Below are 23,239 nucleotides of genomic sequence, written 5' to 3' on the forward strand. Positions count from 1 at the left end.
CGCTTGCGGGAGAGGCGGCCCGGCGTCCGCGCAGCGGACCAGGGTCGGAGAGGGAAGTGTCGCCAAAGGCTAGACTTCCCCCATCGTCAGGCGTGTCGCTTCGCGCCACGGCCTGACACTTCCCCCGCAAGCGGGGGAAGGTCTTCCTCGCCCGATTTCGTGCTATCCCCCGCCCCGTGTCCGACCGCCTGAAAACCTTCATCCGCCGGCGCGCGGCCGAGCTCGGCTTTGACGTCTGCCGCTTCGCCTCGGCCGCCGACGCCTGGCCGGCGGGCGAGCGGCTGCGCGAGTTTGTCGATCAGGGCCGACACGGCGACATGGCGTGGATGGAAACGACGCTGGACCGCCGCGCACACCCCACCGCCATGTGGGACGAGGCGAAGACGGCCATCGTGCTCGGCATGAACTACGGCCCCGACGACAATCCGCTGGACCAGTTGGCCGACCGGTCGGCCGCCTATATCTCGGTCTATGCGCGCGGCGACGACTATCATGAGGTCATCAAGGGCCGGCTGAAACAGCTGGCGGGCCAGATCGCCGCCCGCAACGGCGCCGACATCAAGGTCTTCGTCGACACCGCCCCCCTGATGGAAAAGCCCCTGGCCCAGCGCGCCGGACTGGGCTGGCAGGGCAAACACACCAATCTGCTCAGCCGCACCCACGGCAACTGGCTGTTTCTGGGCACGATCCTGACCGCCGCCGAGATCGAGCCGGACGCGGCCGAGACCGAACACTGCGGCCGCTGCACCGCCTGTCTCGACGCCTGCCCCACCAAGGCCTTCCCCGCCCCGTTCCAGCTCGACGCCCGACGCTGCCTCTCCTACCTGACCATCGAATTCGGCGGTCCCTGGCCGGTCGAGTTCCGCACCCTGACCGGATCGCGCATCTATGGCTGCGACGACTGTTTAGCCGTCTGTCCGTGGAACAAGTTCGCGCAAGAGGCCCGCGAGATCCGGCTTCAGCCCCGCCCGGCCCTTGAAAGCCCACGCCTGGACGACCTGCTGGGGCTGGACGACCCCGCCTTTCGCGCCCTCTTCGCCAAGAGCCCGGTCAAGCGGATCGGCCGGGATCGGTTTCTCAGGAACGTGCTCTACGCCGTGGGAAACTCGGGTGACGCGACGCTGATCGCCCCGACGAAAGCCTTGCTGGCCGACCCCTCGCCCCTGGTGCGCGGCGCCGCCGTCTGGGCCCTGTCGCAGCTGACGCCGCCCGCCGAATTTGCGGCCTTGGCCCAGGCGACGACCGAAACCGATCCCCAGGTTCTGGAGGAATGGCGGCGGTCCGAAACGGCTTGGTCCTCATGACCCACGCGATGGACGGACGCGATTTCAAAAGCTTGCTCGAAAAAAATCAGCGCTCTTCAACCCACCGCGCGCGCCGAGACGGTTATACTGCCGTCCTGATCTTTGACATTCACCGCAACGCTGCGAGCCGATCGCAAAAATCTGCACGAAAGTGCACTCAAAAAATTCGCAGTGCACTTTTCGTCTCCTCCCCACGACGTGGGGAGAAGACGGATCGTGCGGGCCTCACCCCATCGCGGTCCCGACGCCCGATCCGCCGCCCGGCGCCTTGGCCACGTCCAGCAGCTTCAGCCGGAAGATCAGGACCGAATTGGCCGGGATCTTGGGGCCGGCGCGTTCGCCATAGCCCAGGGCGGGCGGGACATAGAGGATCCATTCGTCGCCGACATGCATCTTCTGCAAGGCCTCGGTCCAGCCCTTGACCACCTCCTCGGGGGTGAAGATGGCCGGCGCCCCGCGCGCGAAGGAGCTGTCGAACACCGTATTGTCGATCAGCTTGCCCTCGTAATCGACCTTGACCAGATCGTTGCGGTCCGGGCTGACGCCGCCGGCCGGACCCGACTGGACGACCTTGTACTGCAGGCCGCTGGGCAGGGTGACGACGCCCTCTTCCTTGGCGTTCTTCTCCAGAAAGGCGACGGCCTCGGCCTTGCCTGCGTTCGGATCGACCGGCTCGGACCGGCCGCAGCCCGCCAGCAACAGAACGGCGACCAGCGCCGCCTTACCCCATCCGAAGTTCATAGCCGCGTTCCTTCAAGGCCTCGCCGATCTCGTCGGCGTGGGCGCTATCGCGCGTTTCGACCATGATGTCGAACTCCGCCCCCTTGGCCGGCACGTCCAGGGCCAGACGGTTGTGGACCACGTCGATGATGTTTCCGCCCAGGCCGCCGATCACCGCCGCCATGGCCGACAACATGCCCGGCCGGTCGTCGCCCAGGATGCGATAGACGATCAACCTCCGTTCACGGACCATCTCGCGGTTCAGCACCACCGCCAGCATCCGCGGATCGATATTGCCGCCGCACAGCTCCAGCCCGACCTTCATCCCCTTGAACCGATCAGGATAGGCCAGAAGCGCCGCCAGACCGCCCGCGCCCGCCCCTTCCGACACCGTCTTCTCATAGGTGACGAAATAGGAGACGGCCCGTTCGAAGTCCGCCTCCTCGCAGACGAAGACCTCGTCGACCAGCGGATTGGCCAGGGCGAAGGGGATGTCGCCGACCGCCTTGATGGCGATGCCCTCGGCTATGGTCTGGCCGGTGCAGACCGGGGGCTTTCCGGCCCGTTTGGCGGTGAAGGAGGGATAGCGCGCCGCCTCCACCCCGAAGACCTTGATGTCCGGCTTCATCGCCTTGGCCGCGATGGCGCAGCCGGCGATCAGGCCGCCGCCGCCGATCGGAATGATCAGGGCCTCCAGATCCGGCGCGTCCTCCAGGAACTCGATGGCGCAGACCCCCTGGCCCGCCACTATGCCTTCGTCGTCGAAGGCCGAGACGAAGACGTAGCCCTTCTCCGCCTCCAGCCGCTTGGCCGCCTCGGTCGAGCCGGTGAAGTCCAGCCCCTCGATCACCACGGTCGCCCCGTGCGACCGGGTGCCGTTGATCTTGGCGAAGGGCGTGCCCTCCGGCATCACAATGGTGACCGGCACCCCCAGCCGTCCGCCGTGATAGGCCAGGGCCTGGGCGTGGTTGCCGGCGCTGGCCGCGACCACGCCGCGCTTGCGCTCCTCGGGGGTCAGCATCAGCAGCCGGTTCAGCGCGCCGCGCTCCTTGAAGCTGCCGGTGAAGTGCAGATTGTCGAACTTGACCCAGACCTCGGCCCCCGTCAGCTGCGACAGCTTGCGGGAATAGCGGGCGGGGGTGCGGTCCACCTGACCGGCGATCCGGCCCTGGGCCGCCTCGATATCGGCGAAGGTGACGGTCATATAGGCGGGCTCCAGTACTGCCTGCCGGGCGCTGCGCCCGAGCATTTCCGCCGCCTCTTTCGCGCTTTGTCGGTTCCGGGTCCAGAGGGTGCAACCTTGACCGTGGCGAGGGCGTTGTGGGTCGTGCGATAATGGACCGTCGCATCCCGGCCCTTCCCCTGGGGCCGGATTCTCGGAAGGAAGCCCCCATGTCGATCCGCCCCCTCGCCCTGGCCGCCGTCGCGGCCGCCGCCCTTTCGGCCTGCGCCCCCACGACCTTCCCCGCCGGCGCCCCGACCGGCGGCCCCGCCGCCTTCAACGCGGCCGACTTCGCCTGGTCCCAGCGCACCGGCCAGGCCGCCATAGAGGGCCGCGTCGCCTACGCCCAAGACGGAAAGTCCTACGCCTGCGTCGCCTCGGCCGGCCTGACGCCCGAGACCCCCTATACCCGCGCCCGTTTCCGCACCCTCTACGGCTCCACCGACCGGGCCGCCGTCCCCGCCGCCGTGGTGCGGGCCCGCACCGTGCCCGACGCCAGCGCCGACTACACCGGCTTTGTCCGATCCGAGCCCTGCCGCGACGGCCGGTTCCGTTTCAGCGACCTGCCCGACGGCGGCTGGTTCCTGATCGTGCCGGTGCGGACGGGCGACGAGCCGCCCCTGGTCCTGATGCGGCGCGTTGACACGCGCGGCGGCCGCGTCGTCAACGTCACCCTGTAAGCTGATCCGTAGCGTCCCCACGATCCTCCGCCCGGCGAACCGCCGGGCCCCGTTCAGGGAGACTGACATGAGACCCGCCCCGATCCTCGCCGTCCTCCTCCTGTCGTCGGCCGGCCTTTCGGTCGCCGCCCCGACCCAGGCCCAGACTCAGACCTATTCCAGCTACGGCTCCTACCGGACCTATGAGTACGGCTATGGTCATGAGGACCGGGCTTGGCGCCGCGACGCCCACCGCCGCTACGACTTCAACGGCCAGGCGGATCGGCCGGGCGACTATCGCTGCGACCGCTATTGGGACGCCGGCCGCAGCGACTGCGGCGCCGCCTGGCGCGACCAGCGGCCGGTCCGCGATCGGGCCTGGAGCGATCGCCGCTGGGCGCCGGATTACGGCCATGGCCGCCCCGGCGTCTATCCCGGCGCCTACGGTCGCCCTGACCTGATCTATCCCGGCGGCGGCGTCGGCTACGGCCAGGACTATGGACGGGGTTACGGCTACGGCGCGGCGCGCGATCCCTATCGCGTCGCCTGGTGCCGCGCCTCCTATCGCTCCTATGACCCGGTCGGCGGCTACTACCGCACCTACGACGGGCGACTGGTCTTCTGCGGCTGAGCCGCAGAACCGTCTTCGTACGGATGAAGCTCACGAAGTTGCGATTCCGGTAACGGGGATCGCCATCTTCTGGCCGCGACCGGCCCCGACTTATCCCCGCCTGTCGCCGAAGATCAGGGGAGGATCTTGATGTCCCAGCATAATATCATCGGGTCCGAAGCCTTCACCCGGGGTCCGATGATCCTGGTCCGCCAGTATCGGGCGGGCGGCGCGCGCCGTCGCCGCGCCCGAACGGCGGCCGCCTTCATCGCCGGGGCGACCGCCATGCTGCTGGCCGGCCTGGTCGGAGCGGCCGTGGTCTACGGCCCCGGCCTGGCAGGCTGATCGAGAGGCGCGGCTCAGGCCAGCCAGACCATCATCCGCGTGTCCGCCTCGGCGCCCCGCGCGCGGCTCCAGGCGCGGCGGGTCTCTCCCGTATAGAGAAAGCCCGCCTTCTCCAGCACCCGGCCCGACGCCGGATTGTCGGCGAAATGGCCGGCGACCAGGGCGCGCCGCTTCCACCGCCGTCCGGCCCAGACAAGGGCGCCGTCCAGCGCCTCGGTCGCAAATCCGCGCCCCCAATAGTCTCTGCCGATCCAATAGCCGGTCTCGGGCACCCGGTCCTCGCCTTCGAACAGGCCGATCACCCCGATCGGCCCTTCCGCCTCATGCTCGATGACGAAGGTGTTGGCCCGCGCCGGGTCCTGGGAGGCGACCTGAATGACGAAGTCTTCCGCATCCTCGATGCGGAACGGGTGCGGCATTCGCTTGGTCATGCGCGCAATGTCCAGATCATTGGCCAGGGCCGCGATGCGCGGCGCGTCCTGCGGCGCAGGGGCGCGCAGGATCAGGCGCCGGGTCTCCACGACGGGAGAGGTTTCGATGACGCACATGGCGTTCGCCTCCGTTCGGACCGCCTCCTTGGAGGGCTCGGGCGGTCTTCGAGGCGGGGAAACGCAAACGGGGAGCCTGGTGATCCAGACTCCCCGCGGAATAGTTCCCTGGTCCGGATCGGCTGCTTCGGTGAGCAACGCGATCCGGAGTGTTCCAGACTGCGTTACTCGGCGGCGAGCGCCTGGGCGGCGTCGTCATTCGCCGCAAGGATCGACACGTAACAACGGCCGCCGCGTTTGGTGGTGAACTTCACCGCACCGTTTGTCAGGGCGAACAGGGTATGGTCGCGGCCCATGCCGATGTTCTCACCCGGGTGGAAGGTGGTGCCGCGCTGACGCACGATGATGTTGCCGGCCAGCACGCGCTCGCCGCCGAACTTCTTCACGCCGAGGCGCTTCGACTCAGAGTCGCGACCGTTGCGCGACGAACCGCCGGATTTCTTGTGAGCCATCTTGCCGCTCCGTCTTTCCTGAGCGTCCTACCGGCCTGTCGGCCTACTTGAGGACGTCTCTCTTAACTGGTCTGGCGCCAGGGCGCCGGTGAATGTCTTAGGCTTCGTCGCCGGCGGCTTCAGCCTTGGACGCGGCCTTCTTCTTGGCCGGGGCCTTCTTGCCAGAGTCTTGGGCGGGAGCCGAGCTCTCGACCACGGCGGCCTTGACGTCGGCGCCGTCGGCTTCGGTCACGACCGTCTCGGTCGAACCCAGCGACGAGGTCGCGCCGCGGGTCGCGAGACCGCGGGCCCGCAGATTGATCTCGGCCTTGGTGATCAGCTCGACCTTGCCGTCCCACTTGGCGGACTGGCCGGCGCCTTCGATGCCGGTGATGCGCAGGACCGATTCCATCTGACGATGGCCGTTGGTGCGGCGATAGCCCTGGCGACGGATTTTCTTGAAGATCTTGATCTTCTCACCCTTGCGGGTCTCGATCAGGGTGGCACCGACGAAGGCGCCGTCGACCAGGGGCGCGCCCACGGTCACGCCGTTGTCGCCGCCCAGCATCAGGACGCTGTCGAACTTCAGCTCAGCGCCGGCGTCGCCGTCGAGCTTTTCGACGACGATGGTGTCGCCCGGTTGAACCCGGTACTGCTTGCCGCCGGTCTTGATCACCGCGTACATGTTGAAGCCTCAGCGCAAACGCAAAAAAGAATACGCCCTCCGGGAGGACCCCCGGGGGCGAAGAGCGGCGACATATACGGAAGGGCGTCTCAGAGTCAACGCCGAACCGGCCGCTTTTATCGTCAGTCCAGCGCGCAGATGTCCGGCAGGCCGCGCAGGCCGCCGGCGTTGTCCAGGCCGTAGCCGACCAGAAACCGGTTCGGCGCCTCCCAGCCGACGAAGTCCGGCTCGGGCGCGCGGGGGGCGGGCCAGGGCTTGCGGGCGAAGACGCAGGTCAGGACTTCGGACGCCCCGCCTTCGCGCGCGATCCGCGCCGCCTCGGCCAAGGACAGGCCGGTGTCGAAGACGTCGTCCAGGATCAGCACCTTGCGCCCGGCGATCGGCCGCTGGAACGGCGCATAGACGTCGATCGCGCCCCGGCTGGTCTTCTCGTCCCCATAGGAGGCGAGCCAAAGCGCGTCGAAACGAAGGTTGCGGCCGATGCGGGACAGGGCGCGGGTCAGGTCGGCGGCGAACCACAGCCCCCCGGTCAGAAGGACGGCCGCAACCGTCTCGTCGTCGGTGACGGGGGCGATGCGGGCGGCGAGGTCCGCCACGATGCGGGCGATGTCGGCCTCGGCCAGGAGAACGGTCGGCGTGGGGGAAGGATCAGCCATGAGAGGCGGATACCGCCTCCCCATGAGCCCTGTCCACCGTCGCGAGGGGTCGGGCCTCGACCGGAGCGGCCTGACGCCCGCCCATCCCCGGCGCCACCGCCGAACGCAGGCCGTTGGAGGCCGGCGCCAGTTCCGCATGGGCGTTGGCGGGCGCGTGGCCTTCGGAGGCGGCGGCCGGCCCATGATCGGCCGGAGCGTGGGCGGCGGCGGGCGGCGCATGGGCCTCGCCGTGGGCCTCGCCCCCATGGCCTTCGTCTCCATGGCTTTCGGGCGACCCGTGGGGAGCCGGTGCGTGGCCGTTCGGCGCTCCGTGCGCCTTGCCCGGCGCGGCGTGCGGCGTCTCGGCGGTGACGAAGTTGACGCCGATGTCGGCGGCGTGGCCGCCGGGGTCGGGAATCAGGACGGCGAAGCCCTGCACCTTGCCGGGCAGGACCGGCGCAGCGTCGATGGCCACCAGTTTGAAGCCGATCTCGGCGCCGTGTTCGTCCAGCAGGGCCACCCGCACCGGCGGGGCTACGATCTCGGTGTCACGCACGTTGCGCAGGGCGCCGGAGACCAGGACCATGCCGGGCCGCGAAGGAACCTCCTTGGCGCTCATGGCCTCGAAGTCCAGGCCGACGGGGTTCACCGGGGCGCCGACCGCGGCATAGGCGGCCGCGGCGCGGGGAAAGGCGTCGACCACCTCGATCCGGAACAGGAAGGCCGAGACGATCAGGCCCACGAAGACGCTGGCCAGACCGGCCCAGACCACGCCGTGGGTTGCGGCCCGACGCAGGCGTCGCTGCTGTTCGGCGCGGGCGCGGAAGGCCTTGGGCAGTTCCGGCGCCGGGGTTTCGGCCAGGCTGGCGGGCTCGGCGACGGCTTCCGGCTCGGGCGCAGAGATGACGCGCGGTTCGGGCGCGACGCTCAGCTCCAGCGGTTCATCGGGGCTCGCCCGCCACACCTCGCCGCAAGATTTGCAACGGACCTTGCGGCCGTTCGCCCCCAAGACGTCGTCGGGAATGAAATAGCTGGTGGCGCAGGCGGGGCAGGTCAGTATCATGTGGCTGACTGCGAGGCTGTCGCCCCCTCCCGTAAGGCGCGGTCCACGCCCTGTCCCTGAAAACAAACCCTATGCCGTCCCCGCCCCCCAGCGCCGCCGATTCCGCCCCCGTCGCCGAGACCGCCCGCCTGTCGGGCGTCGGTTTCGGCTATGCGGACGCGCCCGACGTGCTGCGAGACGTTAACCTCATTCTGACGCGAGGCTCTTTCCACTTCCTTACCGGACCGTCCGGCGCCGGAAAGTCGTCGCTGCTGCGGCTTCTGACCCTGGCCGACCGGCCGACCAAGGGAAGCCTGCGCCTGTTCGGGACCGACGTTTCACACATCGACCGGCGCGACATTCCCGCTTTTCGACGCCGCATGGGGGTGGTGTTTCAGGATTTCCGCCTGCTGGACCATCTGTCCGCCTTCGACAATGCGGCCCTTCCGCTGCGGCTCGCGGGCGGGCGCGAGGCCGACTACGCCGCCGATGTCGAAGAGATGCTGAAATGGGTCGGGCTGGGCCGCCGGATGGACGCCCGTCCGCCCGCCCTGTCCGGGGGCGAGAAACAGAGGCTGGCCATCGCCCGCGCCGTCATCACCCGTCCCGGCCTGATCGTGGCGGACGAACCGACCGGCAGCGTGGACGCCGTCATGGCCGACAAGCTGCTGCGCCTGTTTCAGTCGCTGAACCGCCTGGGGGCCACCGTGCTGATCGCCAGCCATGACCAGGCCCTGGCCGAACGGTCGGGGGCCAGGGTGCTGAAGCTGGACCAGGGCCGGTTGAGCGAAGCCGGCAGGATGGCCGCATGACGCCGTCGATCCTGGCCCGGAGCCTTCCCCGACGTCGACCCGGCCTGCTGCCCCCCGCCGCTGCGGGCGAGCCCTGGCTGATGACGGTCATCGCCGTCCTGTGTTTTCTGGCCTGTCTGGCCGCCGTCGCCGCCTCGGCCGCCGATCGGGCCGCCCACGGCTGGGCGCGTCAACTGGGGGCGGAGGCGACCGTCCAGGTGCGGCCCCGCGTCGGCGAAAGCGGCGACACCGCCGCCGCCCGCGCCGCCGAAACCCTGGCGGGCGTCAACGGCGTCGAAGAGGCCGCCGCCCTTGACCGCAAGGCGGCCGAGGATCTGCTGCGGCCCTGGCTGGGCGACGCCGTCCTGCCCGACCTGCCCCTGCCGCATCTGGTGACGGTCCGGCTGGACCCCGACGCCCCGGCCAGCGCCGTGACCCTGAGCCGCGCCCTGGCCGAGGCCGGTCTGGACGCCACGGTGGACGACCACAGTCTGTGGCGAGGCGAGGTCGAACGGTCGGCCGCCCTGATCACCGTTCTGGCGGGCGCGGCCTTCCTGGCGATCGCCTTCGCCGCCGCCGCCGCCATCGCCTACGCCACCCGCGCCGGCCTGGCCGCTGGACGGGGCGTGATTGAGACTCTGAGCCTGAACGGCGCGACCGACGGGCGCATCGCCTGGCTGTTCCAGCGGCGGTTCGCCCTGATCGCGGCCGGCGCCGGCGCCGTCGGCGCCGTGCTGGCGGCCCTGCTTCTGGCCTTTGTGCGGTTCCTGGGCGGATCGGGCGGCCTGACCCAGGCCCTGCCCGTGACCTGGGGGGATCTGCTGTTGCTCTCGCCATGTCCGCTGCTGGCGGCTACGGTGGCGCTTGTCGCGGCCAGATTCGCCGCCATGCAGGTGCTGGGCTCAGGCAGGGGGAAGGCATGAGACTGCTCGTCGTCATCGGCATCGTCGCCCTGATCTGGCTGGTCGGCCTGTTCGCCTTCGCCCATCGGGTGCGCGAACTGACCCCGGCGGAAGAGCCCGCCCCCGCCGACGCCATTGTGGCCCTGACCGGCCCCTCGTCCGAACGGGTCAACGCCGCCATCCGCCTGTTGGAGCAGGGCAAGGGCGAGCGGGTGCTGATCTCGGGCGTGAACCGCGAGGTCCGCCGTCGCGAACTGCGCGAGCTGACCCCCGGCTCGAGCCGACTGTTCAACTGCTGCGTCGATCTGGGCTTCGAGGCCGAGGACACGGTGGGCAACGCCCAGGAGATCGCCGCCTGGGCGCGGGCCAAGGGCTATGACCATCTGATCGTCGTCACCTCGGACTATCACATGCCCCGCTCCCTGGTGGAGATCCGGGGCCAGGCGCCGGGGGTGAAACTGACCCCCTACGCCGTCTCGACCCCGTCGCTGGACAATCGGCACTGGTGGCGCGCGACGGTCACGGCCCGGCGGATGACCCTGGAATATATGAAATACCTCGCCGCCCTGGGGCGCGAGGCCGTTCGGCGGCTCAGCCGCGACGCCCCAGCCCCAGCCCCAGCCTCAGCCTCAGAGCCCGAAGCTTCCGCCCCGACCGAAAAGGCCCCCGCCTAAGTGAACACCCTGCGTTCCCTGCTTTTCACCGCCTGGCTCTATCTATCGATGCCGATCATCGCCATCGGCCTGTCGCCCGTGCTGCTGGCGCCGCACCGCTATGTTCAAGGCGTCTGCAAGCTGTGGGCGCGGATCGCCCTGTTCGGGCTGCGCTGGATCGCCGGCGTCAAGGTGGAGGTGCGCGGGCTGGAGAACGCCCCCTCCGGCGCCGCCCTGATCGCCTCCAAACACCAGGGGATGCTGGACATCGTCGCCCTGCTGGCGGTCCTGCCCGACGCCTGTTTCGTCATGAAGAAGGAGCTGATGCCCCTGCCCTTCTTCGGCTGGTTCGCCTGGCGCGCCAAGATGATCGCCGTGGATCGCGCCGGTCACGCCAAGGCGCTCAAGGACATGACCCGTCAGGCCAAAGACCGCCTGGCCGAAGGCCGTCAGATCGTCATCTTCCCCGAAGGCACGCGCAACGCACCCGGCGTCCCTGGCGATTACAAGCCCGGCGTCGCGGCCATCTATCGCGATCTGGAGGGACCCTGCTGGCCCGTGGCCACCAACTCGGGCGTCCACTGGCCCGCCCACGGCTTCCGCCGCTATCCGGGGACGGTGGTGTTCGAGTTCCTGGAGCCCATCCCCGCCGGACTGAAACGCGGTCAGATGATGGCGTTGCTGGAAAGTCGCATCGAGACGGCTTCCGCCGCCCTGTTGGAGCCAAAGGCCGCGCTCGAACGTATGGGGTGACCGATCCCGTATGAGGAAGCTCCCCCATGTCCCTGCGCCGCCTGGCCCTGACCGCCGCCGCCTTCACCGCCGCCGCCCTGACCGCGGGCGCCGCCCTGGCCCAGTCCCAGCCCTATGAGCAGATCCGCCCCGCGGCCGACGGCTGGACCGTCGATCTGGGCGTCGGCGCCCTCTACAGCAAGGACAGCGGCGGCGACACGGGCTCTGAGACGCGGGTCGTGCCCTGGGTCTCGGCCAACTATCGCGACGTCGTCTATCTAAACGCCATCGACGGCCTGGGCTGGAATGCGATCAAGACCGACAGCTTCCGCGCCGGGCTGCAATTGCGCCCTCGCTTTTCGCCGGAAGACATCGAGGGCCTGGACCTGGATCGGCCGGACTTCGGCGCCGACGTCGCCGCCTACGCCTTTCAGCGCCTGCCGGGCAACATCGTGGTCGGCGGCCGGGTCAGCCGCGACGTGTCGGACGTCAGCGAGGGTACGGAATACTACGCCTCGGTCGGCCACCAGCGCGTGACGCCGATCGGCCTGATGAATGTCTCGGTCTATGCGCGCGGCGGCGACGCCAAACTGGCCGACGCCTATTACGGCGTCAGCCCCGAAGAGGCCGCCCGGAACGGCATCGCCCCCTATTCGCCGGGCAGCGGCCTGCAAGGCGCCGGCGCCAGCCTTTTCCTGCTGGTCCCGCTGAACGACAAATGGGGCGCCGGCGCCCTGATCAACTATGAGCGCCGGCTGGGCGACGTGGCCGACAGCCCCCTGTCTGAGGAAGACGACACGATCCGCACGGGCGTCTTCTTCGCCCGTCGCTTCGGCGGCTGAAGCGGAATGCGGCGACCGATCAGGTCGCCGCGAACTCGCTGAACGCGTCGATGACGGCGCGGTTCTGGTCTTCGGTGCCGATGGTGATCCGCAGGCCCTGCGGCAGGCCGTAGCCGCCGACCGGCCGCACGATGATCCCCTTGCCGTTCAGATAATCGCTGGCCGCCGCCGCCCGTTCGGCCGTCTCGAACAGCACCAGGACGAAGTTGCCCGCGCTGGGCAGGACCTCCAGGCCGAAGCCGCGCAGGGCCTGGGTCAGGCGCGGCTTCCACGTGGCGATCAGCTCGCGCGACGCCTGCTGGTGCGCCTCGTCGCCCAGCGCCGCCGTCGCCGCCTCAAGCCCCGGAACCGAGACGTTGAACGGCAGGCGGATGCGGTCGATCGCCTCGGCCACCTTCAGCGGCGCATAGCCGAAGCCGATCCGCAAACCGCCCAGGCCGTGGATCTTGGAGAAGGTGCGGGTGACGAGGATGTTCTCGGCGTCCTTCGCCAGGGGGAAGGCCGTCTCCCAGTCCGGCTCGGTCACATATTCGGCATAGGCCTCGTCGATCACCAGGATGACGTGAGCCGGAAGAGCCGCGTGCAGGCGGCGGACTTCTTCGCCTGAGTTGTAGCTGCCGGTCGGGTTCGACGGATTGGAGACATAGACGATCTTGGTCCGCTCATCGACCTGGGCCAGAAGCGCGTCCACCTCGGCCTTGTAGTTGGGCTCGGGCGCCAGCTTGACCTCGGCCTCGCAGGCCTTGGCGCTAATGCGATAGGCCAGGAAGCCGTACTGGCCGCAGACGATGTTGTCGCCCGCGGTCAGATAGGTCTGGTTCAGCAGGGCGAAGACCTCGTCCGAGCCGTTGCCGAAGATCAGCCGCTCGGGCTCCAGCCCGTGGGTCTGGGCCACGGCGGTGCGCAGTTTGGTCGCCCGCCCGTCCGGATAGACGTGGATGTTGCGAACCGCCGCCTCATAGGCCGCACGGGCCTTTTCCCCGGCGCCCAGCATGTTCTCGTTGGAGGACAGCTTCATCGGTTCGGCGACGCCGACGATGGACGACTTGCCGCCGACATAGGGGGCGATGTCGAGGATGCCGGGCTTGGGCTGGGGGCCCTGGGGCGCGTCGGTCATGGAAAACCTTGATCTCAGAAGATGGGGGCGGCGCCGATGACGCCGGTCAGGCGGCCGGGGGCGTTCGTCAGCCGCCCGTCCTCGGCCTGCACATAGCCTGCCAGGGCGAACAGCTTCAAGCCGCCTGCCGCAGCCAAAGGATCGGCGATCAACCCGGCCTCGCCCATGGCTTCCACGATCTTAGTGTCGGACCAGCCGCTGTCGGTGACCCAGAAGGTCCGATCCTCGCCGGTCGGCCCGGACCCCTCGCGCGTCACCAGAAAGGCCTGGGGACGGGCGCGGGCGTCGTCCGGCAGGGCCGCAGCGATCTTCAGCTCCGGCCGGGCCAGGAGCCGACCCCACCAGGGACGATCGGACGACAGGTCGATCAGAGCCCGCGCCCCCTCCTCGGCGGCCTTCAGCGCCTCTTCGGCCGGCAGGGGCCGCCCGCCCAGGCCGTACCGGTCAGCCGCCAGCGCCTGGGCCAGGCCGCCGCTGGTGATCAGGGACGGCCCGGCGGCGGCCTCGATCCGCCCCCACAGGGCCTTCAGCACCTTCGTATCGCCAGGCTGCGCCCCAGCCAGAAGCGCGCGCAGACTCAGGGCCGAGGCGTCCAGGCGCGTGCGAGGGCCGGCGGCCAGGCGCGCTCGCACCGCCTCGACCACCGCCCGGTCCAGGGCGTCCAGGGCCGCATCGGCCGGGGGTTCGTTCAGGAACGCCATCAGAACAGCTTGGGCGCAGGGGCCAGGGCGAAGGGCCCCAGCCAGGTCCGGCCGTCGCGGAAGACCAGGGTCAGCGGAACCTCTTCGCCCCCGGCCGCCTGGGCGGCGCCCGCCGCAGCGGCGGCCCCGGCCGCGCCCAGACGTTCGCCGGGCCGGCTGCGGCTTGCCACCAGGCCCGAAAGCGCCGGCAGCGGCCTTTGCGACTGGAGCGTCACCTGGCCGGTCAGCCGCCCGTCGGCGTCGGCCTTCAGGACGTCGCTGCTCAGGGTGGCGCGGCTTTCGCCCGCTTGAAGATCCCCGCGCAGATTGCGAAAGGTCCCGCCGCCCTTGGTCCAGGCGGAAAAGACCCCTGCGGCGTCGCCCCCCTTCAACAGACTGGCCTGACCGATCGTGGCCTCCAGCTGGGTCGTCAGCTGCCCGTCCTGAGCGAAGCCTTCGACCGGTCCATCGCGTCGCCCCTGGCCGTCGACCAGTCGGAACATGACGTCGATGTCGTCGGTCGCAACGGTCGAGCCTTCCAGATGCGGCCGCGTGTAGAATTCGATCCGCGCCGCCCGGGCGATGGGGAAGGGCTCGCCCTGGGGCAGTGCCGTGAAGATCGGATTGACCAGCTCCAGCGCCAGATTGGGCCAGCGCTGGTCAATGCCGCCGGCGCTCATGCGGATCGCATCGCCGTGGACCGCCACCTTGCCCTTGCCGGCGCGGGTCAGGACCAGCCCCTCCGGCGCCGCGACCACCCATTTGGTCGGCTGATAGGCGTTGGCCTCGGCCTCCAGCTCCGGCGCCGCCAGGGCCAGGCCCGAAGGCGCGGCCACGGTGACGTGGGTCAGGCGCACATGGGCGCGGAACGGCCAACCGACGATCCGCTTGTCGGCGTAACGGACCTCCCACCCCTGCTGGCGCAGCTTCGCCGCCTGGGCCTCCAGCCCCGCGTCGATCCGGCGGGTCAGATAGAACCACCACCCCGTCCAGGCGGCCAGGGCGATCAGCACCAGGATGAAGGGGCCGTAAAGGCCGGCGCGGCTGTGTCGCGGGGTCGAGGGCTCGGTCATGCAAACTCCGGTTCAAGGCCGCTATACCCCAACCGGCCCCGCCCGCATAAGGCGTCAGGCCGTCAGATCGACCAGCCGCGCGGCCGCCGCCCGCACCGCCTCATCCGGCGCCAGACCCAGCAGCAGCCCCCTCTGGCCGCCGTTGATCAGGATCTGGTCGAACAGCGCCGCCGTCTCGTCGAACAGGGTCGGAACGGCCTTGCGCTGACCGAAGGGACTGACCCCGCCGACCTTGTAGCCCGTCAGCCGTTCGGCGTCGGCGGGCTTCATCATCTGGGCCGATTTGGCGCCGAGGGCGGCGGCCAGCTTCTTCATGCTGACCTCGGCGTCGGAGGGAATGACGACACAGGCAGGCGCCCCGTCCGCCAGGGTCATCAGGGTCTTGAAAACTTCTTCCGGCGGCCGCCCCAGGGCTTCAGCCGCCTGAAGCCCCACGCGCGGCGCATCGGGATCATAGGAATAGGGAAACAGTTCGAACGCGACGCCCGCCTTGGCGAGGGCGACGGTGGCGGGCGTGGTCTTCGACATCTCAATCGGTCTCGGTCTGGGGCGTCGTCTGAAGAAAGTCACGGGTCAGGGCGACGGCGTCGGCCAGACCCATGCGCTGCACCTCTATCCCAGGCGGCAGGCTGGCGAACAGCCGGGTCGGGGTGGCGGCGTCCAGCATCAGGAAGACCCCCTTGTCGTCGCCGCGCCGGATCAGCCGCCCGAAGGCCTGGGCGATGCGGGCGCGGGCCAGGGCGTCGTCATAGCCCCTGCCCTGCCCGAACTGGCCGCCCAGCCGTTCGCGCCGCGCCTTGTGCAGCAGGTCCGGGCGCGGCCAGGGCGCCCGGTCGAAGGCCAGGACTCGCAGGGACCGGCCCGGCACGTCCACCCCGTCCCGCACCGCGTCCGTGCCCAGCAGGCAGGCGTTCTCCTCGACCCGGAACATGTCGACCAGGGCGCCGACCTCCAACGGATCGACGTGCTGGGCGTAAAGCGGCACCCCGGCCTTGGCCAGGTCCGGCCCCAGCCGCTCATAGACCGCCTTCAGCCGACGGATGGCGGTGAACAGGCCCAGGCCCCCGCCTCCGGCCGCCAGGAACAGCTCACGCATCGCCGCCGCCGTCTGGCGCGGATCGTCCTTGACCAGATCGTTGACGACGATGACCCGGCTGTTGGCCGCATAGTCGAACGGGCTCTCGACCTTCAGGGTGCGCGGCGGCTCGATCAGCCGGGCCGAGCCGGTCCTGAGCCGCGCCAGGTCGAACGGATCGTCCTGCAAGGGGTCCGACAGGGTCGCCGAGGTCACCAGCACCCCGTGCGAGGGCGCGATCACCGCCGCCTCCAGCGGGACGGTGGGATCGATCCAGTGGCGGCGCAGGGCCACGTCGTGGATGCGGCCGAAGGCGGTCTCGGCCGACAGCCAGTCGACGAAGTCGGGATCAGGTTCATCCCCGCCGTCCTCCAGCGCCGCCAGCATCGACCGCCAGCCGGGCAGGGTCATGCGGGCGCGCCGGTCCAGGCCCCGCAAGGCCCCCTCGATCCGCGACCGCTGCGACCCGTCCAGCTCGGCCGCCTCGTCGTCGAGGACGTCCTCCAGATGCCGGGCCAGGGCCAGAAGCGGGGCCTCGACCGCCGCCAAGGCCTGGGCCGCCGCCCGCGCCGTCTCGGCGACCGGATCGGTCACGGGCTTGAGCGCGCACTCCATGCCGAACTCGGCCCCGCCATAAGGGGTTTCGGCCGTGCGGGCGCGCAGCTGATCCAGGGCGGCGGCTAAAAAGGCCTCGATCGGCCCGATCGGATTGACCTCGCCCGAGGCCGGGGCCACCCGGCCGGACACCCCCTCGCCGGGCAGGGCGGCGGCCGCGCGGATCGCGTCCTGAAGCGCCTTCAGCGCCGCCTCATTGTCCCCGACCAGATCGCCCAGCCTCTGTTCCAGACCGCGTCCGCGCCGCCCCCGCCCCTCGGGTCCGCGAATCCAGCGGCGCAGCTCGGCGGCCTCCTGGCCCGACAGACAGGCGGAAAAGGCGCTGTCGGCGGCGTCGAACAGATGGTGGCCCTCGTCGAAGACGATCCGCTTCAGCGCCGCCGTCTCTCCGTCCTGCTGCTGGCCCCGAGCCGAGCGCGCGCCGTCGAAGGCGGCCTGGGTCAGGACCAGGGCGTGGTTGGCGATGACCAGGTCGGCGCGACGGCTGGCGCGTATGGTCTTTTCGACGAAACAGGTGCGGTAGTGGGGACAGGCGGCGTGGACGCACTCGCCCCGCCGGTCGACCAGATTGGCCGCACCCGCCGCATGGGCGGGCGGAACGGCGAACAGGCCCGACAGCCAGCCGGGGAAGTCGCCGCCGGTCATGTCCCCGTCGCGCGTGTGCAGGGCCCACCGTCCGGCCAGGCCCAGGCCGATCAGGTCGCCATTCCCCAACTGGGCCGCCTGGACCAAGTCCTGAAGATTGAGGACGCACAGATAGTTCTCACGCCCCTTGCGGATCACCGTCTTTCGGCGGCGCTCCTCCGGATCGGGCCACAGAGCATGGCTTTCCCGGTCGATCTGGCGTTGCAGGGCCCGCGTATAGGTCGAGATCCAGGCCGCCCCCTGGTTCCGCTCGGCCCAGAGCGAGGCCGGCGCCAGATAGCCCAGGGTCTTGCCTGTCCCCGTCCCCGCCTCGGCCAGCAGCACCCGCGGCCGCCCCTCTTCATTCCTCGGCGAAAAGGCGAAGGCGGCCTCGGCGGCGTAGTCGGACTGGGTCGGCCGCGTCTCGTCCAGGCCCGAGGCCTGAAGCAGCTTCTCCAGCCGGATGCGCGCGCTCTCGCTGTCGACGGGGGCCGAGCCCGCCTCGCCGCGCGGCGCCTCGTCCTCCCATTCCGTCAGCCGGCTCCAGACGTCCAGGCCCGAGCCGCGATGCTGGCGCGCCCGCACCCCGCCCGCCTCCAGGGCCTCAACCACCCGCTCGCCCCAGGCCCAGCCCGCCCGTTGCAGGGTCAGGGCCAGGACATAGGCGGCTTCACGTTGGGGATAGGCGGGCGCCGCCAGCTCACGCAGCAGCTCGGCCGCCGCTTCACGCAACACCGCCGCCTGCGCCTCCGGCGACTTCGGCTCCGCCAGCCCCAGGACCAGGGCCAGGCCGGTCGGCGAGGGCGCGCAGAACTGAGCGGGCCGCACGAAGGCGTAAAGCTCCAGCACATCCATCAGGTCGCCGGACCGAGACGGCGGCGTCAGCCCCAGCCGCCGCGCCGTCAGCGAGGCATGGGCCACCAGCACCGGCCCGCCGGTGAAGAAACCCTCGGCCGCCCCCCGCCCGATCTTCCTCGCCCCCTGGTCGTCGCACACCGCGCCCGCGCCCGGCGGGGTGGCAAGCGCCGGCGGCAGGTCGAGCCAGGGCTCGGCGCCGCTCAGGCGGGATTCGGCGATGACGGATTCGTCGGACACGGCCTCAACATAGCGAGCTGACCAGCGAAACGGAACGGGAACATCTGGTTTCGCCGGCCTTCTGGCTCTATATGTCGTCCAAACGAGGAGATCGCCGTGAACAAGCCGATTGATCCCACCGAATGGCTGGCCGCCATGGCCGCAAAAGTTGAGGCGGAAGGTCCGCAGACGGTTGACGTTGCAGGCCACAGTCGCGTCACCTTGATCACAGAAGCGGACTTTCGTCGACTGAGCGAACGTAAGCCGACCTTCAAGGAATGGCTTCTGACCGGGCCGCGTCTCGACGACGTGGAGATCGAGCGCGATCCTCGCCCCAGCCGCGACTTTTCCTTTTGAAATTTCTGCTCGACACCAACGCCATCAGCGAGACGCTGAAAACTCGGCCTGATGAGGGATTTCTGAATTGGCTCGACTCCGTCGGCTCCCCTGAAGACTTGTTCGATGACCGACTTCACCTCAGCGTCCTGTCGATCGCAGAGATGCGAAGAGGCGCCCTAAAGCTCGACCCTGGCCGGAAGCGCGCTCTTATAGAGGCGCGCATTGAGGGTATGATTACAGATTTCAAGGATCGCATCCTGAGGGTCGATCTTTCGGTTTCCGAAAACTGGGCGGTCCTGGCCGAAGCTTATCGACGTCAGGGCGTGACAGTCGGATTGATCGACGAACTGATCGCAGCGACAGCCCTTGCCTACGACCTGACCCTCGTCACCCGAAATGTCCGCCATTTCGAACACAGCGGATGCCGCCTGCTGTCGCCGTGGAGCGGATGACGACGCTTCCGCCCTTGTTCACCGACTGGTTCTCCGGGCGCGGCTGGTCGCCCCGGCGGCATCAGCTGGAGATGGTCGCGGCGGGCCAGGCGGGGGCGCACGCCCTGCTGGTCGCGCCGACCGGCGGGGGCAAGACCTTGGCGGGCTTTCTGCCCAGTCTGATCGACCTGGCGGAACGCGGCCCCAAGCCGCAGACGGGGCCGGGCTCGGGCGTCCACACCCTCTATCTGTCGCCGCTGAAGGCCCTGACTACCGACGTCGAACGCAATCTGATGACGCCGATCCGAGAGATCGGGCTGAACATCCATGTCAAGACGCGGACGGGCGACACCAAACAGTCGAAACGCCAGCGTCAGCGCGACTTCCCGCCCGACATCCTGCTGACCACGCCGGAACAGTTGGCCCTGTTCTGCGCCTGGGAAGGCGCCCGAGCCTATTTCGCCGATCTGAAATGCGTCGTGCTGGACGAGGTCCACGCCATCTGGAGCGGCAAGCGCGGCGACCTGCTGTCGCTGGGTCTGGGGCGGTTGCAGAGCTTCGCACCCGGCATGCGCCGGGTGGGTCTGAGCGCGACGATCGAAGACCCGGACCTGATCCGGGGATGGCTGGCGCCGCGCTTCAATCCTCCCCCATTGGGGGAGGGGGACCGCGAAGCGGTGGAGGGGGCCGACCTTGACGCCGACTCCGAAGCAAGCCCCCCTCACCAGGCTTCGCCTGGTCCCCTCCCCCCATCGGGGGGAGATTTGGTGCGCCTGGTCAAGGGCGATCCCGGCGCTCCCGCCGTCATCGACGTGCTGATCTCCGAGGGCCATGTGCCCTGGGCGGGGCACACCGGCCGGCACGCCATCCCCGAGGTCTATGCCGCCATCCAGCGCGCCAACCTGGCCCTGATCTTCGTCAACACCCGCTGGCAGTCGGAATTCGTCTTCCAGCAACTCTGGGCGATCAATGACGATAACCTGCCCATCGGTCTGCACCACGGCTCCCTGGCCGCCGAACAAAGACGCAAGGTCGAGGCGGCCATGGCGCGGGGCGACCTGCGGGCCGTGGTCTGCACCTCGACGCTGGATCTCGGCATCGACTGGGGCGACGTCGATCTGGTCATCCAGATGGCGGCGCCCAAGGGCTCCAGCCGTCTGGTCCAACGGATCGGCCGCGCCAACCACCGGCTGGACGAACCGTCGCGCGCCCTCTTGGTGCCTGCCAGTCGGTTCGAAATGCTGGAATGCCAGGCGGCGCGCGAGGCGGTCGCCGACAACGCCTTCGACTGGGAGCCGATCCATATCGGCACGTTGGATACGCTGGCCCAGCATGTGATGGGCGTGGCCTGCTCCGAGGCCTTCGACATGCAGGCCCTGTACGACGAGATCACCGGCTGCGGCCCCTATCGCGACCTGACCTGGGCGCAGTTCGAGGAGGTGGTCGATTTCGTCGCCACCGGCGGCTATGCGCTGCGCACCTACGACCGGTTCGCCCGCATCGTCAGGACGCCGGACGGCCGCTGGAAGGTGCGCAACCAACATATCGCCCAGCGCCACCGGATGAACGTCGGCGCCATCGTCTCGGCCGGAACCTTGAACGTGCGCGTCGCCGGCCGTCGCGGCGGGGCCTCGCGTCAGCTGGTCCCCGGCCGCAAGGTGGGCGAGGCCGAGGAATGGTATTTCGAACAGCTGACGCCCGGCGACACCTTTCTGTTCGCCGGTCAGGTCTGGGCGTTCCAGGGCATTGTCGGAACGGACGCCCTGGTCACCCACGCGAACGACAAGGAGCCCAAGATCCCCTCCTGGGGCGGGTCGAAGTTCCCCCTGTCCACCTCTCTGGCCGATCGGGTGCGGACGATGGTTCAGGACCCCGACCACTGGCGCGTCCTGCCGCCGGACGTGCAGGAATGGCTGGCGCTCCAGGCCGAGCGCTCCGCCATCCCTGACGCCGAATCCATGCTGGTGGAGACCTTTCCGCGCGGCAGCCGGCATTTCCTGGTGGCCTATCCGTTCGAAGGCAATCTGGCCCACACCACCCTGTGCATGCTGCTGACCCGGCGGCTGGACCGGCTGGGCGTCGGACCGCTGGGCTTCGTCGTCACCGACTATTCCCTGGCGATCTGGTCGATCAAGCCGATGGACGGGATCGACCTGGACGCCCTGTTCCAGCCGGACATGCTGGGCGACGACCTCGAGGCCTGGCTGGAGGAAAGCTTCATGATGAAGCGGTCCTTCCGCAATTGCGCCCTGATCTCGGGCTTGATCGAGCGCCGCCAGCCGGGCGCCGAAAAGACCGGCCGGCAGGTGACCTTCTCCACCGACCTGATCTACGACGTGCTCCGCCGCCACCAGCCCGACCATCTGCTGCTGAAGACCGCCCGTACCGACGCCGCCTCGGGCCTGTTGGACGTGGCGCGCCTGGGCCAGATGCTGGCGCGGATCGAGGGTCGCATCCGGCATCAGCGGCTGACCCGTCCCTCGCCCTTCTGCGTGCCGGTCCTGGTCCAGATCGGGCGCGAGCGGGTGGGCGGCGACGCGGCCGAAATGATCCTGGACGAAAGCGCCGAACAGTTGATCGCCGAGGTCATGGACGAGGGCCCCGTATGAACGCCGCCCTGCGCCAGACCCTGTCCCCCACGCGCAAGCCCTGCGGGTCCTTGCGGGTCCAGATCGCGGGCGAGACCTGCGTGCTGCGCTGTTCCGGGGCTTTGTGGCTTCCCGCCCATCGCACCCTGGTCGCGGCGGACCTGCACCTGGAAAAGGGCTCGGCCTTCGCCGCGCGCGGCCAGATGCTGCCGCCCTACGACAGCCGCGCCACCCTGGACCGGCTGGAAGCCGAGATCGCCGAACTGGACCCGGTCCGGGTCATCCTGCTGGGCGACAGCTTCCATGACCGAAAAGCCGTGCCACGCATGGCGGTGGAAGACCGCCTCCGCCTGGACCGGCTGGCGGCCGGGCGCGACTGGACCTGGCTGGAGGGCAATCACGACCGTGAAGCCCTGACCGCCTCCACGCTCGGTTTGCCCGGCGTGGTCCTGGCGGAGATGCGGCTGGGCGGGCTTCGCCTGACCCACGAGCCCGAGCCCCGCACCGGGACGGACGACCGCCAGGGCGAGGTCGCCGGCCACCTGCATCCCGCCGCCCGCGTGGTCGCCTATGGCCGCGGCGTTCGCCGCCCCTGTTTCATCACCGACGGATCGCGCCTGATCCTGCCGGCCTTCGGCGCCTTCACCGGCGGACTGGACGTCTGCGATCCGGCCATAGCGGACCTGTTCGGCTCAGAACCGATGGCCGCCGTCCTGGGGCGCGACAAGGTTCATGCCGTGTCTTGGAAGACCTGCGCCGAGCCCGCCGGCCTGGACCGCCGGCGTTCCGGCCGGTTCGCCTGACGCCGCGATCCGACGAAATTCAGGGCTCCAGCTCGATGTCCCAGTACAGGTAATCGAGCCAGCTCTGGTGCAGATAATGGGGCGGGAAACGCCGTCCCGCCTCCTGAAGCTGCCAGGCGTTGGGGCGGTAGGGTTCGCGCCGGATCGGCATCAAGGCCTGGCGCGGCGTCCGCCCGCCCTTGGTCAGATTGCAGGGACCGCAGGCGGCGACGATGTTCTCCCAGGTCGTGCGTCCGCCCTGGGACCGAGGGATCACATGGTCGAACGTCAGTTCGGTGGAGGCGCCGCAATACTGACAGGCGAAGCCGTCGCGCAGGAAGACGTTGAACCGGGTGAAGGCCGGGCTGCGATCCTGGTCGACATAGGTCTTGAGCGCGATGACGCTGGGCAGTTGCATCTCCATCGACGGAGAGCGCACCACCTTCTCGTACAGGGACACCACGTCCACCCGGTCCTGATAGACCGCCTTGACCGCCTCCTCCCACGGCCACAGCGACAGCGGATAGTAGGACAGGGGCCGAAAATCCGCATTCAGCACCAGGGCCGGAAAGCCCGACGGCGGTCGATGGAGAACCTGCATCAGGCCCTCCCGCTCACAGCGGAGGATATGGAGGCGACAGGATTGAAGACGGATCTCCTTCCCTAGTCAGAGGCTCATAACCTAGCGCCGATTCGAAGACGTCGCCATGACGAACAGAC

Annotated in this window: 26 protein-coding genes; 13 read left to right on the top strand and 13 right to left on the bottom strand. The window is 69.5% G+C overall.

Annotated elements, in window-relative coordinates; genetic code table 11:
• Nucleotides 1–176 precede the first annotated feature (176 nt).
• Nucleotides 177–1,304: a tRNA epoxyqueuosine(34) reductase QueG gene (gene queG / locus AC1RKE_RS03580; protein ID WP_054764149.1), complete on the top strand. Its 1,128-nt coding sequence runs from the start codon at nucleotides 177–179 to the stop codon at nucleotides 1,302–1,304.
• 225 nt (nucleotides 1,305–1,529) lie between these two features.
• Here queG and bamJ read toward each other — a convergent pair whose 3' ends face one another.
• Together bamJ and AC1RKE_RS03590 are read right to left on the bottom strand one after the other, a co-directional pair.
• Nucleotides 1,530–2,045, bottom strand: a complete 516-nt coding sequence (gene bamJ / locus AC1RKE_RS03585) for a BamJ family beta-barrel-assembly machinery protein (protein ID WP_348684223.1) — start codon at nucleotides 2,043–2,045, stop codon at nucleotides 1,530–1,532.
• On the bottom strand, nucleotides 2,026–3,228 hold the full coding sequence (locus AC1RKE_RS03590) for a threonine ammonia-lyase (RefSeq protein ID WP_191555103.1): 1,203 nt from the start codon (nucleotides 3,226–3,228) through the stop codon (nucleotides 2,026–2,028). The genes bamJ and AC1RKE_RS03590 overlap by 20 nt, the downstream gene beginning before the upstream one ends.
• A 188-nt stretch (nucleotides 3,229–3,416) precedes the next feature.
• Here AC1RKE_RS03590 and AC1RKE_RS03595 point away from each other — a divergent pair, with 188 nt between their 5' ends.
• The 3 genes from AC1RKE_RS03595 to AC1RKE_RS03605 all read left to right on the top strand — a co-directional run bounded on the left by AC1RKE_RS03595 (nucleotide 3,417) and on the right by AC1RKE_RS03605 (nucleotide 4,860).
• On the top strand, nucleotides 3,417–3,926 hold the full coding sequence (locus AC1RKE_RS03595; RefSeq protein WP_054764151.1) for a hypothetical protein: 510 nt from the start codon (nucleotides 3,417–3,419) through the stop codon (nucleotides 3,924–3,926).
• Between the two features lie 67 nt (nucleotides 3,927–3,993).
• Nucleotides 3,994–4,536: a BA14K family protein gene (locus AC1RKE_RS03600; protein WP_348684222.1), complete on the top strand. Its 543-nt coding sequence runs from the start codon at nucleotides 3,994–3,996 to the stop codon at nucleotides 4,534–4,536.
• Between the two features lie 129 nt (nucleotides 4,537–4,665).
• Entirely contained in the window at nucleotides 4,666–4,860 is a 195-nt protein-coding gene (locus AC1RKE_RS03605; protein WP_182714603.1) for a hypothetical protein, read from the top strand.
• A 14-nt stretch (nucleotides 4,861–4,874) separates the two neighbouring features.
• Here AC1RKE_RS03605 and AC1RKE_RS03610 read toward each other — a convergent pair whose 3' ends face one another.
• The 5 genes from AC1RKE_RS03610 to AC1RKE_RS03630 form a co-directional block, all read right to left on the bottom strand.
• Complete coding sequence (locus AC1RKE_RS03610) at nucleotides 4,875–5,408, bottom strand: GNAT family N-acetyltransferase (RefSeq protein WP_054764154.1); 534 nt, start codon at nucleotides 5,406–5,408, stop codon at nucleotides 4,875–4,877.
• A 164-nt stretch (nucleotides 5,409–5,572) separates the two neighbouring features.
• Nucleotides 5,573–5,860 carry a 50S ribosomal protein L27 gene (gene rpmA, locus AC1RKE_RS03615; RefSeq protein WP_054764155.1) on the bottom strand — a complete coding sequence of 96 codons (288 nt, stop codon included), beginning with the start codon at nucleotides 5,858–5,860 and terminating at the stop codon, nucleotides 5,573–5,575.
• Between the two features lie 97 nt (nucleotides 5,861–5,957).
• Nucleotides 5,958–6,524, bottom strand: coding sequence for a 50S ribosomal protein L21 (rplU, locus tag AC1RKE_RS03620; protein WP_348684221.1), 567 nt, complete (start codon nucleotides 6,522–6,524; stop codon nucleotides 5,958–5,960).
• A gap of 122 nt (nucleotides 6,525–6,646) precedes the next feature.
• A complete protein-coding gene (locus tag AC1RKE_RS03625) occupies nucleotides 6,647–7,180 on the bottom strand; it encodes a phosphoribosyltransferase (RefSeq protein ID WP_054764157.1) in 534 nt (177 codons plus the stop codon).
• A complete protein-coding gene (locus AC1RKE_RS03630) occupies nucleotides 7,173–8,222 on the bottom strand; it encodes an MJ0042-type zinc finger domain-containing protein (protein ID WP_348684220.1) in 1,050 nt (349 codons plus the stop codon). Before AC1RKE_RS03630 ends, AC1RKE_RS03625 begins: the two co-directional genes overlap by 8 nt.
• 71 nt (nucleotides 8,223–8,293) lie before the next feature.
• On the opposite strand from AC1RKE_RS03630, the gene AC1RKE_RS03635 reads away from it, so the two are divergent.
• From AC1RKE_RS03635 to AC1RKE_RS03655, 5 genes are read left to right on the top strand one after another with little or no spacing between them, the layout of a single operon-like run.
• Entirely contained in the window at nucleotides 8,294–9,013 is a 720-nt protein-coding gene (locus AC1RKE_RS03635) for a cell division ATP-binding protein FtsE (RefSeq protein ID WP_191554659.1), read from the top strand.
• Entirely contained in the window at nucleotides 9,010–9,915 is a 906-nt protein-coding gene (locus AC1RKE_RS03640; RefSeq protein ID WP_054764160.1) for a cell division protein FtsX, read from the top strand. The genes AC1RKE_RS03635 and AC1RKE_RS03640 overlap by 4 nt, the downstream gene beginning before the upstream one ends.
• Complete coding sequence (locus tag AC1RKE_RS03645; RefSeq protein ID WP_348685229.1) at nucleotides 9,912–10,568, top strand: YdcF family protein; 657 nt, start codon at nucleotides 9,912–9,914, stop codon at nucleotides 10,566–10,568. The genes AC1RKE_RS03640 and AC1RKE_RS03645 overlap by 4 nt, the downstream gene beginning before the upstream one ends.
• Nucleotides 10,569–11,300, top strand: coding sequence for a lysophospholipid acyltransferase family protein (locus tag AC1RKE_RS03650; RefSeq protein ID WP_348685231.1), 732 nt, complete (start codon nucleotides 10,569–10,571; stop codon nucleotides 11,298–11,300).
• 26 nt (nucleotides 11,301–11,326) lie between these two features.
• Nucleotides 11,327–12,121 carry a MipA/OmpV family protein gene (locus tag AC1RKE_RS03655; protein WP_348685233.1) on the top strand — a complete coding sequence of 265 codons (795 nt, stop codon included), beginning with the start codon at nucleotides 11,327–11,329 and terminating at the stop codon, nucleotides 12,119–12,121.
• Between the two features lie 19 nt (nucleotides 12,122–12,140).
• On the opposite strand, the gene hisC is transcribed toward AC1RKE_RS03655, so the two are convergent.
• Genes hisC through AC1RKE_RS03680 form a run of 5 tightly spaced genes read right to left on the bottom strand, consistent with a single transcriptional unit; the run spans nucleotide 12,141 to nucleotide 18,400 of the window.
• Nucleotides 12,141–13,238 (bottom strand): histidinol-phosphate transaminase, encoded by a 1,098-nt coding sequence (gene hisC, locus AC1RKE_RS03660; RefSeq protein ID WP_348684715.1) that lies wholly within the window; start codon nucleotides 13,236–13,238, stop codon nucleotides 12,141–12,143.
• Between the two features lie 14 nt (nucleotides 13,239–13,252).
• The gene (locus tag AC1RKE_RS03665) at nucleotides 13,253–13,939 is read right to left on the bottom strand and encodes a hypothetical protein (RefSeq protein WP_348684713.1); all 687 of its coding nucleotides are present in this window, start codon (nucleotides 13,937–13,939) and stop codon (nucleotides 13,253–13,255) included.
• The gene (locus AC1RKE_RS03670) at nucleotides 13,939–14,991 is read right to left on the bottom strand and encodes a DUF2125 domain-containing protein (RefSeq protein ID WP_348684712.1); all 1,053 of its coding nucleotides are present in this window, start codon (nucleotides 14,989–14,991) and stop codon (nucleotides 13,939–13,941) included. Before AC1RKE_RS03670 ends, AC1RKE_RS03665 begins: the two co-directional genes overlap by 1 nt.
• A gap of 54 nt (nucleotides 14,992–15,045) precedes the next feature.
• Entirely contained in the window at nucleotides 15,046–15,519 is a 474-nt protein-coding gene (gene ybaK / locus AC1RKE_RS03675) for a Cys-tRNA(Pro) deacylase (RefSeq protein WP_201463303.1), read from the bottom strand.
• A gap of 1 nt (nucleotide 15,520) precedes the next feature.
• Nucleotides 15,521–18,400, bottom strand: coding sequence for an ATP-dependent DNA helicase (locus AC1RKE_RS03680; protein ID WP_395942360.1), 2,880 nt, complete (start codon nucleotides 18,398–18,400; stop codon nucleotides 15,521–15,523).
• Nucleotides 18,401–18,496: 96 nt separating this feature from the next.
• On the opposite strand from AC1RKE_RS03680, the gene AC1RKE_RS03685 reads away from it, so the two are divergent.
• Genes AC1RKE_RS03685 through pdeM form a run of 4 tightly spaced genes read left to right on the top strand, consistent with a single transcriptional unit; the run spans nucleotide 18,497 to nucleotide 22,540 of the window.
• The gene (locus tag AC1RKE_RS03685) at nucleotides 18,497–18,736 is read left to right on the top strand and encodes a hypothetical protein (protein WP_182714615.1); all 240 of its coding nucleotides are present in this window, start codon (nucleotides 18,497–18,499) and stop codon (nucleotides 18,734–18,736) included.
• A complete protein-coding gene (locus tag AC1RKE_RS03690) occupies nucleotides 18,733–19,170 on the top strand; it encodes a type II toxin-antitoxin system VapC family toxin (RefSeq protein ID WP_182714616.1) in 438 nt (145 codons plus the stop codon). Before AC1RKE_RS03685 ends, AC1RKE_RS03690 begins: the two co-directional genes overlap by 4 nt.
• Nucleotides 19,140–21,758: a ligase-associated DNA damage response DEXH box helicase gene (locus AC1RKE_RS03695; RefSeq protein WP_492896426.1), complete on the top strand. Its 2,619-nt coding sequence runs from the start codon at nucleotides 19,140–19,142 to the stop codon at nucleotides 21,756–21,758. Before AC1RKE_RS03690 ends, AC1RKE_RS03695 begins: the two co-directional genes overlap by 31 nt.
• Entirely contained in the window at nucleotides 21,755–22,540 is a 786-nt protein-coding gene (gene pdeM / locus AC1RKE_RS03700; RefSeq protein ID WP_287103682.1) for a ligase-associated DNA damage response endonuclease PdeM, read from the top strand. Before AC1RKE_RS03695 ends, pdeM begins: the two co-directional genes overlap by 4 nt.
• Before the next feature lie 19 nt (nucleotides 22,541–22,559).
• Here pdeM and AC1RKE_RS03705 read toward each other — a convergent pair whose 3' ends face one another.
• Nucleotides 22,560–23,120 (bottom strand): HNH endonuclease, encoded by a 561-nt coding sequence (locus AC1RKE_RS03705; protein ID WP_054764217.1) that lies wholly within the window; start codon nucleotides 23,118–23,120, stop codon nucleotides 22,560–22,562.
• Nucleotides 23,121–23,239: the final 119 nt, after the last annotated feature.

It is taken from the genome of Brevundimonas sp. GW822-FHT03E11, from assembly GCF_058801445.1.